Origin of the sequence: Vogesella margarita, assembly GCF_028548475.1 — a bacterium.
Lineage (GTDB): Bacteria > Pseudomonadota > Gammaproteobacteria > Burkholderiales > Chromobacteriaceae > Vogesella > Vogesella margarita.
On the sequence record NZ_JAQQLE010000004.1, the window covers coordinates 154658 to 169140 of the forward strand.

13 protein-coding genes are annotated in these 14483 nt (G+C 67.5%); 4 read left to right on the forward strand and 9 right to left on the reverse strand.

All coding sequences use genetic code 11. From position 1 onward, the window contains the following. Window positions 1-12: 12 nt before the first annotated feature. From PQU96_RS07090 to hpnC, 4 genes are read right to left on the reverse strand one after another with little or no spacing between them, the layout of a single operon-like run. Window positions 13-762, reverse strand: coding sequence for an SDR family oxidoreductase (locus PQU96_RS07090; RefSeq protein WP_272771575.1), 750 nt, complete (start codon window positions 760-762; stop codon window positions 13-15). After that, window positions 746-2038, reverse strand: a complete 1293-nt coding sequence (gene hpnE / locus PQU96_RS07095; RefSeq protein WP_272771576.1) for a hydroxysqualene dehydroxylase HpnE — start codon at window positions 2036-2038, stop codon at window positions 746-748. Before hpnE ends, PQU96_RS07090 begins: the two co-directional genes overlap by 17 nt. Then, entirely contained in the window at window positions 2035-2880 is an 846-nt protein-coding gene (gene hpnD / locus PQU96_RS07100) for a presqualene diphosphate synthase HpnD (protein ID WP_272771577.1), read from the reverse strand. Before hpnD ends, hpnE begins: the two co-directional genes overlap by 4 nt. Further along, window positions 2877-3716 (reverse strand): squalene synthase HpnC, encoded by an 840-nt coding sequence (gene hpnC / locus PQU96_RS07105; RefSeq protein WP_272771578.1) that lies wholly within the window; start codon window positions 3714-3716, stop codon window positions 2877-2879. The genes hpnD and hpnC overlap by 4 nt, the downstream gene beginning before the upstream one ends. Window positions 3717-3911: 195 nt before the next feature. Here hpnC and PQU96_RS07110 point away from each other — a divergent pair, with 195 nt between their 5' ends. The 4 genes from PQU96_RS07110 (at window position 3912) to PQU96_RS07125 (ending at window position 10418) form a co-directional block, all read left to right on the forward strand. Then, window positions 3912-5243, forward strand: coding sequence for a purine-cytosine permease family protein (locus tag PQU96_RS07110; protein WP_272771662.1), 1332 nt, complete (start codon window positions 3912-3914; stop codon window positions 5241-5243). Window positions 5244-5441: 198 nt separating this feature from the next. Then, window positions 5442-7223 carry a caprolactamase subunit beta gene (gene capB, locus PQU96_RS07115; RefSeq protein ID WP_272771579.1) on the forward strand — a complete coding sequence of 594 codons (1782 nt, stop codon included), beginning with the start codon at window positions 5442-5444 and terminating at the stop codon, window positions 7221-7223. Continuing rightward, window positions 7220-9304, forward strand: coding sequence for a caprolactamase subunit alpha (gene capA, locus PQU96_RS07120; protein WP_272771580.1), 2085 nt, complete (start codon window positions 7220-7222; stop codon window positions 9302-9304). The genes capB and capA overlap by 4 nt, the downstream gene beginning before the upstream one ends. A gap of 145 nt (window positions 9305-9449) precedes the next feature. Then, a complete protein-coding gene (locus PQU96_RS07125; protein ID WP_272771582.1) occupies window positions 9450-10418 on the forward strand; it encodes an AraC-like ligand-binding domain-containing protein in 969 nt (322 codons plus the stop codon). Between the two features lie 53 nt (window positions 10419-10471). Here the strand turns inward: PQU96_RS07125 and PQU96_RS07130 are convergent, their stop codons facing one another. The 5 genes from PQU96_RS07130 to PQU96_RS07150 all read right to left on the reverse strand — a co-directional run bounded on the left by PQU96_RS07130 (window position 10472) and on the right by PQU96_RS07150 (window position 14482). Beyond that, window positions 10472-11086, reverse strand: coding sequence for a type II secretion system protein (locus tag PQU96_RS07130; protein WP_272771583.1), 615 nt, complete (start codon window positions 11084-11086; stop codon window positions 10472-10474). Continuing rightward, window positions 11061-11441, reverse strand: a complete 381-nt coding sequence (locus PQU96_RS07135) for a type II secretion system protein (RefSeq protein ID WP_272771584.1) — start codon at window positions 11439-11441, stop codon at window positions 11061-11063. The genes PQU96_RS07130 and PQU96_RS07135 overlap by 26 nt, the downstream gene beginning before the upstream one ends. 47 nt (window positions 11442-11488) lie before the next feature. After that, window positions 11489-11989, reverse strand: coding sequence for a type II secretion system protein (locus PQU96_RS07140; protein WP_272771585.1), 501 nt, complete (start codon window positions 11987-11989; stop codon window positions 11489-11491). A 16-nt stretch (window positions 11990-12005) separates the two neighbouring features. Continuing rightward, window positions 12006-13922 (reverse strand): secretin GspD/PilQ domain-containing protein, encoded by a 1917-nt coding sequence (locus tag PQU96_RS07145; RefSeq protein WP_272771586.1) that lies wholly within the window; start codon window positions 13920-13922, stop codon window positions 12006-12008. 65 nt (window positions 13923-13987) lie between these two features. Further along, the gene (locus tag PQU96_RS07150; RefSeq protein WP_272771587.1) at window positions 13988-14482 is read right to left on the reverse strand and encodes a hypothetical protein; all 495 of its coding nucleotides are present in this window, start codon (window positions 14480-14482) and stop codon (window positions 13988-13990) included. Window position 14483: the final 1 nt, after the last annotated feature.

The window sequence follows — 14483 nt, forward strand, 5'->3', positions numbered from 1 at the left end:
TGTCCTTGTGGTTTACGACGGACGCAGATCCAGCTCGATGATCTCGCCGCTGCGCCCGGCACTGGCCTGACCCAGCCAGTACAGCATATGCGGCATCAGCGCCGCCAGTTCGCCGCGCTCGCTCTTGGCCTCACCCGGATGGGTACGGGTGCGCTGCGGCGAGTTGACCGGCCCCGGCACCAGCAGGTTCACGCGCAAGTTCGGGAACACGTCCCACTCGTTGGCCGCAACCTTGACCAGATAACCCAGCCCGGCCTTGGAGGCGCCGAAGGCACCCCAGAACGCGCCCGGGTGCTGGCCGTGGGTCTCGCCGACGAATACCACGCTGGCGTCGGTCGCCTGCTTCAACAGCGGCAGGCAGGCACGGGTCAGCGCGAACGGCGCCACGGTGTTGATGCGGTACTGGTTTATCCACTCGTCGATGCGCTGGTCTACCAGCGGCGACAAGGCAAAGAAGTGCGCGGCGCAGTGCACGATGCCGTCCAGCCGTCCCACCGCCTGCTTGATCTGGAACGCCAAGGTATTGAATTCGTCGTCGCTGGCCTTGAGCAGGTCCAGCGGGATTGCCAGCGGCTCCGGCAGGCCGGCCGCCACGATCTCGTCGTACACCTTTTCCAGGCCCTTCACGCTGCGCGCCAGCAGTACCACGGTGGCGCCATGGCGCGCGGCGGCCAGCGCCGTCTCGCGGCCGATGCCTTGCGTTGCCCCGGTCACCAGCACCACGCGGCCGGCGAGATAATCTTTGTCAAACGTTTGCATCATGTTCTTTTTTCCAATCCTGCATGAGGGCATGGGCGCTGGCGATGCCGCTACGGACGGCGCCTTCGAGCGTCGCCGGATAGTCGGCACACAACCAGTCACCCGCGAGATAGCCGGATTTTACGCCAAGTCGCGGCGCCGGGCGCGCAAGGCCAACGTTGGCCGCAAAGGTCGCGCGCTGTTCGGTGATCTGCCAGCTGTCCTTAAGCGGCGGCAAGTCCGGCACGTGCTGCTGCAATTCTGCCAGCACCCGCTCCGTCAGCGCCTCGCGCGACAGCGTGTCTTGCTCGCCGGCGGCGCTGATCACCACCGTCACCAGCCCGGCCTCGCCGGTCAGCGCCTCGCGGTCGAACCACCACTGGCCGATGCCGCGCTGCAAGCCGGTCATCGCCTGTGGCAGGCGCACCCTGCCCCCGAAACGCAGGTACAGGGTCGTTATCGGCTGGTATTGCCACGCCTTGAGCAGCTCGCTCAGCTTTTCGTCGGCGGCGAGACCGGCGGCGTGATACGGCGCGGTGGCAATCAGCACCACATCGAATGCTTCGCCGTCCACCAGCGGCCGCGGCGCGTGCCAGTCGATGTGCCGCACCCGCTGCCCGAGGCGCAGCTGCGCGCCGGCGCCGGCCAGCCACTGCAGCGCCGGTTCGGCGAACAGCGCGCTCAGGTCGGTGCGCGGCAGCAGCAGGCGGCTGGCGTTAGCTTGCGCGGCGCCAAGGCTGTCGCGCAGTACATTGGCCAGCAGCTGCATCGACGCCTGCGCCGGCGGCGTATTCAGCGTCGCCAGGATCAGCGGCGTCCAGAAGCCGTCCAGCAGCGCCGGCGACTGGCCACGCTGCCGCAGCCAGTCCAGCGCCGCGACATCCTGCCCGATCCGCCAGCGCCACACCCTGAGCTGGGTCAATAGCCGTGCCAGTGCCAGCTTGTCGCGCCAGCCCAGGCCCCTGGCGCGACACAGCCCGGCCAGCAGATGCCACGGCGCCGGCCAGTCCGGGCAGTGCAGCTGCACGCCGTCGACCTGGTGCCAGCGCAGCGGCTGGCTGGCCAGTGCCTGTGCCGGATCGACGCCCACCTGCCGCATCAGGCGCAGGCTTTCGCGATAGGCGCCGATCAGGATGTGCTGGCCGTTGTCCAGCGCCATGCCGTCCAGCGGTACGCGGCGGGCGCGACCGCCGGCGATCTTGCCGGCCTCGAACAGCACCACGTTGGCCGCAGGCGCCAGCGTGATGGCGGCAGCGAGGCCGGCCCAGCCGGCGCCGATGACGGCAACGCGTGGTTTCAAGGCTTGTAGCCGAAGGTCCAGGTTTTCCACGCCAGCCACAGCTTGCGTCCCGGCGACAGCGACAGCCGCTGGTTGAGCACCTTGCCCGGGCCGTCCAGCGCGATCTCGTCCAGCGTGGCGCGATAGATCGCCGCCATCACCAGACCGATGCGCTGCGCCTTGCGGTCGGCCGCCGGCAGCAGCTCCCACGCCTTGCGGTAGTGCTGGTGCGCGCGCTCGATCTGGAAGCGCATCAGCTCCTCGAACTGCGGCGATTCGCGGTAAGCCAGCACTTCGGACGCCGGCACGCCGAAGCGCTGCAGGTCTTCCACCGGCAGGTACAGCCGGCCGCGGCGCGCGTCCTCGCCGACATCGCGGATGATGTTGGTGAGCTGGAACGCCAGCCCCAGCTCGTGCGCGTATTTCAGCGTGGCGCGGTCGGTATAGCCGAAAATCTGCGCCGACAGCTGGCCGACCACGCCGGCGACGCGGTGGCAGTACAGCTGCAGGTCGGCAAAGCGGTTGTAGCGCGGCACGTCCAGGTCCATCTGCATGCCGTCGATGATCTCCGCCAGCCACGCCTGCGGCAGCTCGAAGCGCGCCACGTGCGGCTTGAGTGCCAGCATCACCGGATGGCTGGGCGTGCCGTGGTACAGCGCCGCCAGCTCGGTGCGCCACCAGGCCAGCGTGGTGCGCGCCACGTTGTCGTCGTGGATCTCGTCCACCACGTCGTCCACCTCGCGGCAGAACGCGTACAGTGCCACCATCGCGTCGCGCTGCGCCGGCGGCAGGTAGCGGAAGCTGGCGTAAAAGCTGGAGCCGCTCTTGGCGGCCTTGTCTTCACAGTATTGCTGCGGGGTCACGCCCGTCTCCTCTTGTTTTTGCCGGAACGCGCGCTCAGCGCCTTCCAGATGATCGCCAGCCAGTCACGGCTGCTCAGCACCGGCCGCTGCGTGAATACGTCACCGCGCGCGTCGTGTATCTTTTTCAGGATGCGCTCGCCGCCGAGCACGATCAGGCGCAGCTCCCAGCCCAGCCGCCCCTTCAGCTTCAGCGCCAGCGGCGAGCCGGCCTCCAGCATGGCGAGCGCCCGCTTCACTTCCTTGTCCATCAGCATCGGCCACACCCCGCCGGCGTCGCCGCGCGCGATCTGATCTTCGCTGACGCGGAATTTTGCCAGATCGTCCTGCGGGATGTAGACGCGGCCCTTCAGCCAGTCGACGGCCACGTCCTGCCAGAAGTTGATCAGCTGCAGCGCGGTGCAGATGCCGTCCGACATCGCCAGGCTGCGCGGATCACGCTCGCCGTACAGCGCCAGCATCAGGCGCCCGACAGGATTAGCGGAGCGGCGGCAGTAGTCGACCAGCTCGGCAAAGTCCTGGTAGCGCGTCTTGGTCACGTCCTGGCTGAACGCCGACAGCAAGTCGTAAAACGGCGCCAGCGGCAGCTGGTAGGCGGCGATCACCCGCGCCAGATCCTGCATCAGCGGCAGCTGCGGCGTGGTGCCGGCCTCGATGCGTGCCAGCTCGTCGCGCAGCGCCTGCAATGCGGCCAACCTTTGCGCCGGCTGGGCATTGCCCTCGTCGGCGATATCGTCGGCATGACGGGCAAAGTGATAGATCACGTGCACCGCGCGGCGCATGCGCCGCGGCAGCAGGAGGGAACCGACCGGGAAATTCTCGTAATGACCAACCGACATCGCCTGCGCACCGCCCGTCAACAAAAGCGGCATTATAAAGCAAGCCGGCGGCGGGCTTGCTTTATTGCGCGGCAGCCGTGCGCCTGCACTGGCGCACCACAAAGCCTGCGCTGGCGTGCTATCCCGCCGGACAGCGCCTTCCTACGATGACTCCAGGCCATCAGGCTAAAACATAAGGAGACAATCGTGGCAACAATGATCAATCAAGCGCAGCGGCACGACGACCCGGACTTCACCCGCAGCGCGGTGCCGGCCGATGCGCGCATGGGGCGGCTGGGGCTGAGCATGGCGTGGTGGTCGGTGTGCAGCGCCATGTTCTGGCTGGTGGTGTCGGCCACGCTGGCGCTGAACTACGGCACCGTCAACACGCTGATCGGCCTCGCGCTGTCGGCGCTGTGCTACAGCGTGATCAATGGCGTCATCACCCGCTACGCGATCCGCAGCGGGCTGTCGGTGGGGCTGTTCTCGCGCATCCTGTTCGGCAATTCCGGCGCCTCGCTGGCGACGCTGATCTTCTTCGCCACCGCCATCTACTACGCGGTGTTCGAGGGCTCGGTGATCGCGGTCGCCATCCAGCACATGTTCCCGGCGCTGTCGATCGAGCACGCCTACCTGCTGGTGGTGGTGTACAGCGTGCCGCTGGTGCTGGGCAGCGTGCAGCGCTGGCTGGACAAGCTCAACGGCGTGCTGCTGCCGTTCTACCTGTCGGGCCTCGCCGCCGCAGTGATCCTGACCATCACCGAATACGGCTACAGCGACGCCTGGTTGCAGCTGGCCCCGGCCGGCGGCGCGCCGGCCGATGGCTGGTGGCACTGTTTCAGCTACTTCATGGGGGTGTGGATCCTGATGATGTACACCTGGGACTACGCCCGCTTCGGCAAGAACGAAGACAGCGACTACCACGCCCGTTTCAACTTCGGCCTGCCGTTCTACCTGTTCACCTTCCTGCTCAACGGCGTGGCCGGCATCTTCCTCGCCGCCAGCATTCCAACCAGCGGCGGCGTCAGCGAGGTGTCGGTGGTGCTGGCGCTGTTGAAGCTGATGGGCTGGGTCGGGCTGGCCTTTGTCTGGGTCAGCCAGACGCGGATCAACACCGCCAACTTCTACCTCGCCACCGTCAACATGCAGACTTTCTTCGACAAGAGCTGCGGCCTGCGCCTGCCCAAGGCGGCGTGGGGCGTGGTGGTCGGCGCCATCGTCTACCTGCTGATGCTGGGCAATGTGTTCAGCGTCATCCTGCAGGCGCTGGCCTACCAGGGCATCTTCGTGGTGGCGTGGGTCGGCATCGCGCTGGCCCATATCCTCAGCCAGCCTGCGGCCAACCTTGCGCCGGAAGACAACAAGGCGGTGCGCCGCGAGGGCATCAGCGCCTGGTTTGTCGCCGCCGGCTGCGGCATCGCGCTGCTGGAGAGCGGCGGCCTGCTGGCCAGCTTCTCGGCGCCGGCCACCGCGCTGGTGTCGTTCGGGCTGTACCGCTACCTGCAGCAGCTGTCGCAAAGCCGCCTGGCCGCGACGCAGGGCGGCTGAGCACGCCGTTCCCGCTTCACATTTACCGTCTTCACTCCTCTTTTCCCCGCACCTGGCTGCGGGGTTCTTTTTTGTCGCCGCGCACTGCACTGGCAGACCAGTTTTCCTGCGCGCTGGTGCAAGCCGCTGGCCGGACAAGTTCTTACCGTAGCAGTCAGGCAACAGGCATTGCTGCCCCCCAGAAAACGGAGACACACCATGACACAAGCGCATCAAGTCCCAGCCGCGATCGACCCGATCACGCTGGCAGTGGTCCGCGGCGCGCTGGAAACCGCGCAACGCGAAATGACGCTGACGCTGGAGAAAACCGGCCGCTCCAGCGTGTTCAACCTGGCACACGACTACAGCAACGCGCTGTTCGATAACCTGCCGGAAATGATCCTGCAGGGCCAGGACATCCCCATTCACCTCGGCTCGCTGATCCCGGCGATGAAGGCGGTGGCCGACTACTTCGGCGACGACATTCACGAAGGCGACGTGATCTACCACAACGACCCGGTGTACCAGGGCAGCCACATCCTCGACTGCTGCATGTACAAGCCGGTGTTTTACCAGGGCGAGCTGGTGTTCTGGGCGGTGTGCAAGGGCCACCTCACCGACATCGGCGGCCCGGTGCCGGCCGGCTACAACCCGGACGCGAAAGAGATCTACGCCGAAGGCCTGCGCATCCCGCCGGTGAAGCTGTGGGACAAGGGCCGCCGCCGCGATGACGTGGTCAACCTGCTGCTGTGCAATATGCGCGCCCGCCGCGACCAGGAAGGCGATCTCAACGCCCAGTTCGGCGCCTGCCGCGTCGGCGAGCGCAACCTGCTGGCACTGCTGGACAAGTACGGCCTCGCCACCGTGCGCGCCGCCATCGCCGAACTGAAGGACATGGCCGACCGCCACATGCGTTCGCTGATCCGCTCCATCCCTGACGGCACTTACCACGGCGAAGCGGTGCTGGAGGACGCCGGCCACGGCTACGGCGAGCTGACCATCCGCACCCAGGTCACCGTCAGCGGCGACAACGTGCACATCAGCGTGCAAAGCCCGCCCCAGATCCCCTACTTCATCAACTCCTACGCCGGCAACTCGATGTCCGGCGTCTATCTCGGGCTGATGATGTTCGCGCAGGTGCCGCCACCTTACAACGCCGGGCTGTACCGCTGCGTGTCGGTCGATCTCGGCGCCCACGGCACGCTGTGCAACGCCGCCGAGCCGGCGCCGCACGTCAACTGCACCACCACGCCGATGGAAACGCTGACCGACGCGGTGCGCATGGCATTCGAGGCCGCCGCGCCGGAGCGCGTCACCGCCTCCTGGGGCCACGCCAGCGGCATCAACATCGCCGGCATCAACCCGGCCACCGGCGAGCAGTACGTAACCATGGTGCTGGCCTCGATCATCTCCGGCGCCGGCGCCACCCGGCAGATGGACGGCTGGCACGCCTGCGGCCCGCTGTGCTGCTTCGGCGCACTCAGCTCCGGCGACATCGAGCTGCTGGAGTACGCCTACCCGATCATCATCCACCGCTACGGCCTGCTGCAGGACAGCGGCGGCGCCGGCGCGCACCGCGGCGGCAGCGGCACGGTGTGGGAGGTGGAGCCGCGCGGCCACGACATGACGGTGATCGCCTTCGGCGAGGGCCGCCAGATCCCGACCATGGGCGCCGCCGGCGCGCACGACGTGCTGATCGACAAGAAGCTCGGCCGCCTGGAAGTGGAGCACGACGGCGCGCTGACCGTGCACCGCCACAATGTGATCACCACCCTCAAGCCCGGCCAGCGCGCACGCAACATCAACCCCGGAGGCGGCGGCTACGGCCTGCCGTGGCAGCGACCGCCGGCACAGGTGCTGGCCGACCTGAAGAACGGGCTGATCTCAAGGTTGGCCGCACGCGAGGAATACGGCGTGGTCATCGCCGATGACAACCTGCATATCGACGACGCCGCCACTGCAGCGCTGCGTCAGCAACTGAACCTGGGAGCACAAGCATGAAACAGCGATTCCGTTTGGGCGTGGACGCCGGCGGCACCTTTACCGACTTCGTGCTGGCCGAGCACAACGGCCCGCTGCGCCTGTTCAAGAGCCCGTCGACGCCGGACGACGGCACCCGCGCCATCGCCGCCGGCCTGCAGCAGATGGCCGAGGCGCTGGACATGCCGGTCGGCGACATCATCAAGAACTGCGACCTTTGCATCAACGGCACCACCGTGGCGCTGAACGCGCTGATCGAGCTCAAAGGCGTGAAGGTGGGCCTGCTGTGCACCGCCGGCCACGAGGACAGCATCGAGATCCGCCTCGGCCACAAGGAAGAAGGCTACCGCTACGACGCCAGCTACCCGCCGGCACCGCAGCTGGTGCCGCGCCACCTGCGCCGCCCGGTGCGCGGCCGCGTGCTGGCCGACGGCAGCGAGCACGAGGCACTGAACGAGGACGACATCCTCGCCGCCATCGAGCACTTCCGTGCCGAGGGCGTCGAGAGCGTGGCGATCTCCTTCGTGTGGTCGGTGCGCAACCCGGCACACGAGCAGCGCGCCCGCGAGCTGGTGGCAGAGCACCTGCCCGGCGTGTTCGTGTGCAGCGGCAGCGAGGTCTACCCGCAGGTGCGCGAGTACACCCGCACCTCCACCACCATCGTCAACGCCTACCTCAGCCCGGTGATGGGCCGCTACGTGCAGCGCATCGACCAGTTCTTCGCCGAGCTGGGCGCCCATAGCCCGGTGCGCTACTTCCAGTCCAACGGCGGGCTGGCGGTCGGCAACATCATGCGCGAACGGGCGGTGAACGCCATCAACTCCGGGCCGGCGTCGGCGCCGCAGGCCGGGCTGTACATCGCCCGCCCGTTCGGCATCGACAACGTGATCACCGTCGACATGGGTGGCACCTCGTTCGACATCACGCTGGCCAAGGACGGCCAGACCAACCTCAACCGCAACATCGACTTCCTGCGCCACCGCATCGGCGTGCCGATGATCCATGTCGAGACGCTGGGCGCCGGCGGCGGCTCCATCGCGCACATCAACACCTTCGGCATGCTGGAAGTCGGCCCGCACAGCGCCGGCGCCAGCCCCGGTCCGGCCTGCTACGGCAAGGGCGGCGAGCGCGCCACCGTCACCGACGCCAACCTGGCGCTGGGCTACCTGCGCCCGGACGCGGTACTGGGCGGCAGCATCCGCCTCGACCAGCCGAAGGCACGCGCCGCGATTGCGGCCAACGTGGCCGAGCCGCTGGGCATCAGCGTCGAGCGCGCCGCCTACGGCATCAGCACGCTGGTGAACATGAACATGGCCAACGGCATCCGCCGCATCTCCATCGAACAGGGCTACGACCCGCGCGACTTCGCGCTGATCTGCGCCGGCGGCGCCACCGGCATGCACATCACCGCGCTGGCGGAGGAGCTGGGCATCCACACCGTGCTGGTGCCGAAATTCGCCTCCTGCCTGTGCGCGTTCGGCCAGGTAATCTCGGACGTGAAGTACAACTTCCTCGCCAGCGCGCCGATGCGCCTGCACCGCGAGGCCGACCTTGCCACGCTGAACCGGCTGTTCGACGACATGGAGGCCAAGGGCCGCAGCCACCTGCGCGCCGACGGTTTTGACGATGGCAAGATCCGCGTGCACCGCAGCCTGGAGATGCGCTACCAGGGCCAGATCCACGAGTGCACGGTGGAGATCGCCAACGGCGAGATCACGCCAGACGGCGCCGAGCAGATTCTGCAGGCCTTCCACGCGCGCCACGAAGCGCTGTTCACCTACAGCGAACCGCACAACCCGGTCGAGCTGGTCAACCTGGAGTGCACCGTCAGCGGCCTGGTCGACAAGCCGGCGCTGCCGAACCTGGCCGCTGGCGAGGATGGCGTGGCGCAGGCGCACGACGGCTTCCGGGCGATGCTTTTTGACGACAGTGGCCGCTGGGTGGAAACGCCGGTCTATCGCGGCGAACAACTGAAGGCCGGCAACCGTATCGTCGGCCCCGCCGCCATCGAGGAGCCGACCACCACCGTCATCATCCGCCCCGGCTGGCAGGCGGTGCTGCACGAGTCCGGCAGTTATCAACTGACACGCTGGGCAGAATAGGCAATGATGCAATGTCGACTGCGGCCAACGTTGCAGTCGGCCCATGTGATGAGCGCCGGCAGCCTGCCGGCCGCCACACCCGCGCATCCTGTCGCAACGACGACGGGCGGACTCGATCCCGGGGTGGCACCAGAGGAGACGACACATGATGCAGCACTACTCGACTTCCGCCGCCGCGCCGGCGGAACGCCATCGCCGCTGGCAGGAAATCATCGGCCAGACCTATTTCAACCTGCAGCTGGATTTTCTCGATCCGGCGCGCTTCGAGGGCGACCTCAGCTGCTGGCAGCTGGGGCAGCAGTCGCTGTCGCGGCTCAGCAGCGGCCCGCTCAGCTACCGCCGCGTGCGCGGCGAGATGCACGACACCGCCGAGGAGCAGTTCCTGGTGTCGCTGCCGCGGCAGAGCGCCATCTTTTTCAGCCAGATGGGACGCGAGGCGCACTGCGGCGCCGGCCATTTCATCCTCGAACGCAGCAACGATCCCTACGAATTCCACCACACCCGCGCCAACAACCTGTGGGTGCTGAAAATCCCCGGCCACCTGCTGCGCGCGCGGCTGCGCAATCCGGAGCGCTACTGCGCGGTGACCTTTGACGGCAGCCACAGCATCGGCGCGCTGTTTGCCGACTACCTCGGCGCGGTCGGGCGGCGGCTGGAACAGGGCGACGACTGTCTGCACCCGCTGGTCGGCCAGCAGCTGCTGGAACTGTTCGTCGCCGCCACCGAGGGCAACCCGGCGGTGCTCGATTCGCAAACCTCCTGCGTGCGTGCCGCGCACCTGAGCCGCATCGAGCGCTACGTGCGCGCCAATCTGGCCGACACCCGGCTCGATCCGGAGCGGATCGCCGGCGCCTGCCGCATCTCGGTGCGTTACCTGCACGACCTGTTCCGCGACACCGGCCAGACCTTCGGCCTGTGGCTGCGCGAACAGCGGTTGGCGGGCGCCCGCCAGGCGCTGGGCAGCCCGCAGCCGCAAACGCTGGCGCAGCTGGCCTACCAGTGGGGTTTTACCGACCAGTCACATTTTTCACGGGTGTTCAAGCAGCGCTACGGCTGTACCCCGCGCGAGGAGCGCGAGCGGCTGCAGGCGGCGCGCCTGGGCAAGGCGCACTAGCGGCCGGCGCCACGGGAAAGCAGCATTGACAGACCCGGACCGGACGACGGCACTCAGCCGCCGTCCTCACTGCCGTCATCGGCGGTGTTGCCCGCCGGTGTGTCGAACGGCTGCACGTTCTCGCCGTCCTCGTTGGCCGCATCGCCCTTCAGCGCGCCGCCACCAACGATCTGGTAGCTGAACTGCCAGCGCGCGTAGCTGCGCGCATCCTTGAACGCGGCGTCGCGCTGCTCGAACTGGTCGGTCTTGAACGGCACGCCGCCGCCCAGGCTGTAGACGCCGGCAATGCCGCCGTCGGGCGCGCGCAGCAGCCCCCACTGCGGTTTGCCGGTCATCGGGTCGGGATAGAGCTTGCGCAGATAGCGCTGGACATTGGGATAGCGCTTGTCCAGCAGCAGGTCGGCCAGCGTCGGCGGGTAGCGTTTGGCCGCCGCCGGCGAGCGCTCGTAGTACTGGCGGATCGCCTCGCGGTACTGGTTGCCGACGAACAGCAGCTCCTGCTCGCGCTGGCGCTGCTGCACCGTGGACCACACTTCGCCGGTTGCGGCCAACATCCAGCCCATCACCGCGATCAGCACCAGCACGCCGAGATAGGTGAAGCCACGCTCGCGCGCCGGCAGCGGCCGGGCACGGCGGCGCGCGCTACCACTCCTGATAGCGGCTGCCATCCTGTGCCTCGCCTTCGGCGCCGCTCTTGACGTCGAACACTCCGCCCTTGGCCGGGTCGTCCGGCGGCACCACCACCCAGGTCGTACTGCTCTCGGTAAACGGGTCCTGCGGCAGGCTGCGCAGGTACTTGTCGGTCACCAGCTGCTCCAGCGCGTCCGGATAGCGGGCGCGGTCGCCGTAGTACTTGTCGATGGCCTCGCGCATGATGAACAGGTCGCTGTGCAACACGGCCTCCTTGGAACGCTCGACACTGCTGAGATAGCGCGGCACGGCGATGGTCAGCAACAGGGCGATGATGCTCATCACCACCATCAGCTCGATCAGCGTAAAGCCACGCGCTTGCTGCGTTTTCATAGCCCGATCTTCCCTGCCGCCCGCGGCCCGCCGCGGCGGCTGCATGGTCACCATTGCCGGTACGGGATGCCGTTCAGCCCGTTGCCATCCGCTTTGGAGTAGACATCAAACACGTCGTCGCCCTCTTCCGGGGCATCGGCCTCGCTGTCGTAGCTGCGCAGCCCCCAGGTCTCGGCGGCATCCAGCTGCGGGTCGGCCACCATAGGATCGTGCGGCAGGCGGCGCAGGAAGTAGATCTTCCTCTGCTTGTCCGGGTCCTTGGGATCGAGCACGCCCTCCACCAGCACCGCCAGTGTCTTCGGATAGCCGCTCTCGTCGGCTGCCTTCAGGATGCGGCCTTCGTCGACCGCCTTCTTGTAGGCGTCGATGCCGTCGCGGATCTGGCGCAGCGCCACGCGCAGCTCCTGCTCCTTGCCGCGCTGCACCGTCAGCTCCGCCAGCGGCAGCGCGATGCTGGCCAGCAGGGCCACGATCGCCACGGTGACCACCAGCTCGATGAGGGTGAAGCCGCGCGGGCGGTGGCCGCCGGTTTGCGCTGGCGCCTTCATGTCCCCTCCCGTCCGGCTACTGCGCCGGTGCCGGTGCCACCGGCGGTGGTACCGGCACCGGAGCCGGAGCGGTGATCGGCGCCGGTGTCGGCTGGAACGGCACGATGCCCGGCAAGGGGATCATGCCCGGCACGGCGGCTGGCGCCGGTACGCTACCGCGGCTGCTCGGCGCCGAGGACGGAATCGGCGACGGTGCGCCGCCAAGCGCGCCCAGGCCGCCGATGCTGCCCTCGGTACCGGCGCGGAATTCGGAAATATTGCGTGCCGGCAGCGCCAGGTTGTGCACGATGTGTGGTGTGATCAGCAGCACGATTTCCGACTTGGAGCGGTTGTCGTTATTGGTGGAGAACAGGCGGCCGAGCAGCGGCAGGTCACCCAGACCCGGGATCTTGGTCACCGAGCTTCTGTCCTCGTCCTGAATCAGGCCGGCCAGCACCTGGGTTTCGCCGTTGCGCAGGCGCAGCATGGTGTCCACCGCGCGCGAGCCGATCTGGTAGGCGATGCTGTCGCCGAAGTTCACCTGCTTGACGATGCTGCTGACCTCCAGCCCGACGTCGATGGTGACGTCCTCGTCGAGGCCGATGGTGGGCTGCACCTCCAGCTTGACGCCGACGTCGAGGTAGGACACCGACTGCGCGATGCCGGCGTTGACCACCGCGGTACTGGTGAACACCGGCACCTTGTCGCCGATGTGGATCTTGGCCTTCTCGTGGTTCTTCACGCGGATGCGCGGGTTGGCCAGCACGTTGGCGTTGGTGTCCTGCGCACGCAGGTTGACCAGCAGCGCCGGGTTGGCGATGAAGGTGGTCAGCCGGCTGGGGTTGGCGCGCAGGTCGATCACGCCCTGGGCCACGGTATTGCCCGGGGTGGTAACCTCGGAGATGGTGTTGCCGCCGGTACCCAGCACCGCGGTGGTGGTGCCGCCCTGCAGCAGGCCGTAACCGACCTGACCCGGCCACTCGATGCCCAGGTTCTGCAGCCGGGCGCGGTTGACCTCCAGCACTTCCACTTCCAGGATCGCCTCGGGCTCGGCCAGATCCTGCGACGCGATCAGTTTCTCCGCCAGCCGCACCGCCTCGGGGGTGTCACGCATCACCACCAGATTGCGCTTGTCGTCGACGTAGATGTCGCGCGTCTTGATCAGGGTGCGGATCAGGTTGGCCGCATCCTTGGCCTCGGCATTGGCCAGGTAGAAGCTTTTCACCACCAGCTCCTGGTAGTCCTTCTGCTTCGCCGGGTTGTTGGGGTAGATCATGATGGTGCGGTCGTTGAGCACGCGGCGGTCGAGCTGGTTGGACACCAGCAGCAGCTGCACCGCCTCCTCGATGGTGGTGTTGCGCACGAAGATGGTGGCCTTCAGGTCGGCGCGCACGTCCTTGTCGTAGACGAAGTTGACGCCGGCGGTACGCGAGATGATCTCGAACACCGCTTTCAGCGGCGCGTCGCGGAATTCCAGCGTGATCGGGCGCGCCAGCGCCGATTTCAGCTCCGGGCTGACCAGGACGTCGTTACCGCCCAGCTCTTCCAGCCGTCGCAGCATGATCCTGGCGTCGCGGTGGCGCGGGTTGTCGGCCAGCACCTGCCGTACCGTGGCCAGTGCCGGCGCCACCTCGCCTTTTTGCTGCTGCGCCTGCGCCGCGTCCAGCATCAGCCGGTGGCGCCGGTCCTGCACCAGGCTCTCCAGCCCGGCCTGCGCACGCTGGTTCTGCGGATCGAGGTTCAGCACGCGGCGGTACAGCAGCTCCGCCTCGTCGAACTGGTTGTTGAGCTGCACGCTGTTGGCCTGCGCCAGCCACTGGTTGATGAAACGCTCGCGCTGGTTGTACAGGTAGCTCTTGTACTCGACGTTGTCCGGAGACTGCTTGACCACCTCTTCCAGGCGGGCAAAGCCCTCTTCCGCCCGGCCGTCCAGCAGCAGCTGTTTGCCTTCCATGAAAGCCTTGTTGCTGGCACACCCCGCGAGCACGGACAGGATGAGCAGCCGTAAGAGTAAGCGTTTCAATTTGCCACTCCGATCTCTAAGGTCTGTTGCATTTGCAGCGGCAAGTAGGTGAAGGTCATCACCGGCGGCAGGATGCTGTCTGCCCGGTACACCCCGTCGATGACATCGCCCGTTTTCACCACCAGATTACGTTCGCCCTGCGCCACGAACACGCTCACCAGCCCGTCGTCGATCGCCTTGCCCAGATAGGTGAACGGCAAGGGCGGCGGCTTCGGTGGCGCCGGTTTCGGCGGCGGGGGCGGCACATACCAGCTCTGCACCGGGAACAGGTCGCGAACCTTGCCCGCCGCCATGTCGCGCGACAGGCTGGCCAGGCTGCCGATCTGCAGCTCGGCCGGCGGTGCGACGCGACTGCCGCGCGGACGCGCCGTCGCAGGCTCGACCACCGCTGCCCCGTTCCCGCCCTCCGGCTGTCCGATGCCGGCCGCCAGCAGCAGGGTCAGCAGCAGCGCGCCGCCCAGCAGCAGCCAGCGTTGTCGTTTTGCAAGCATG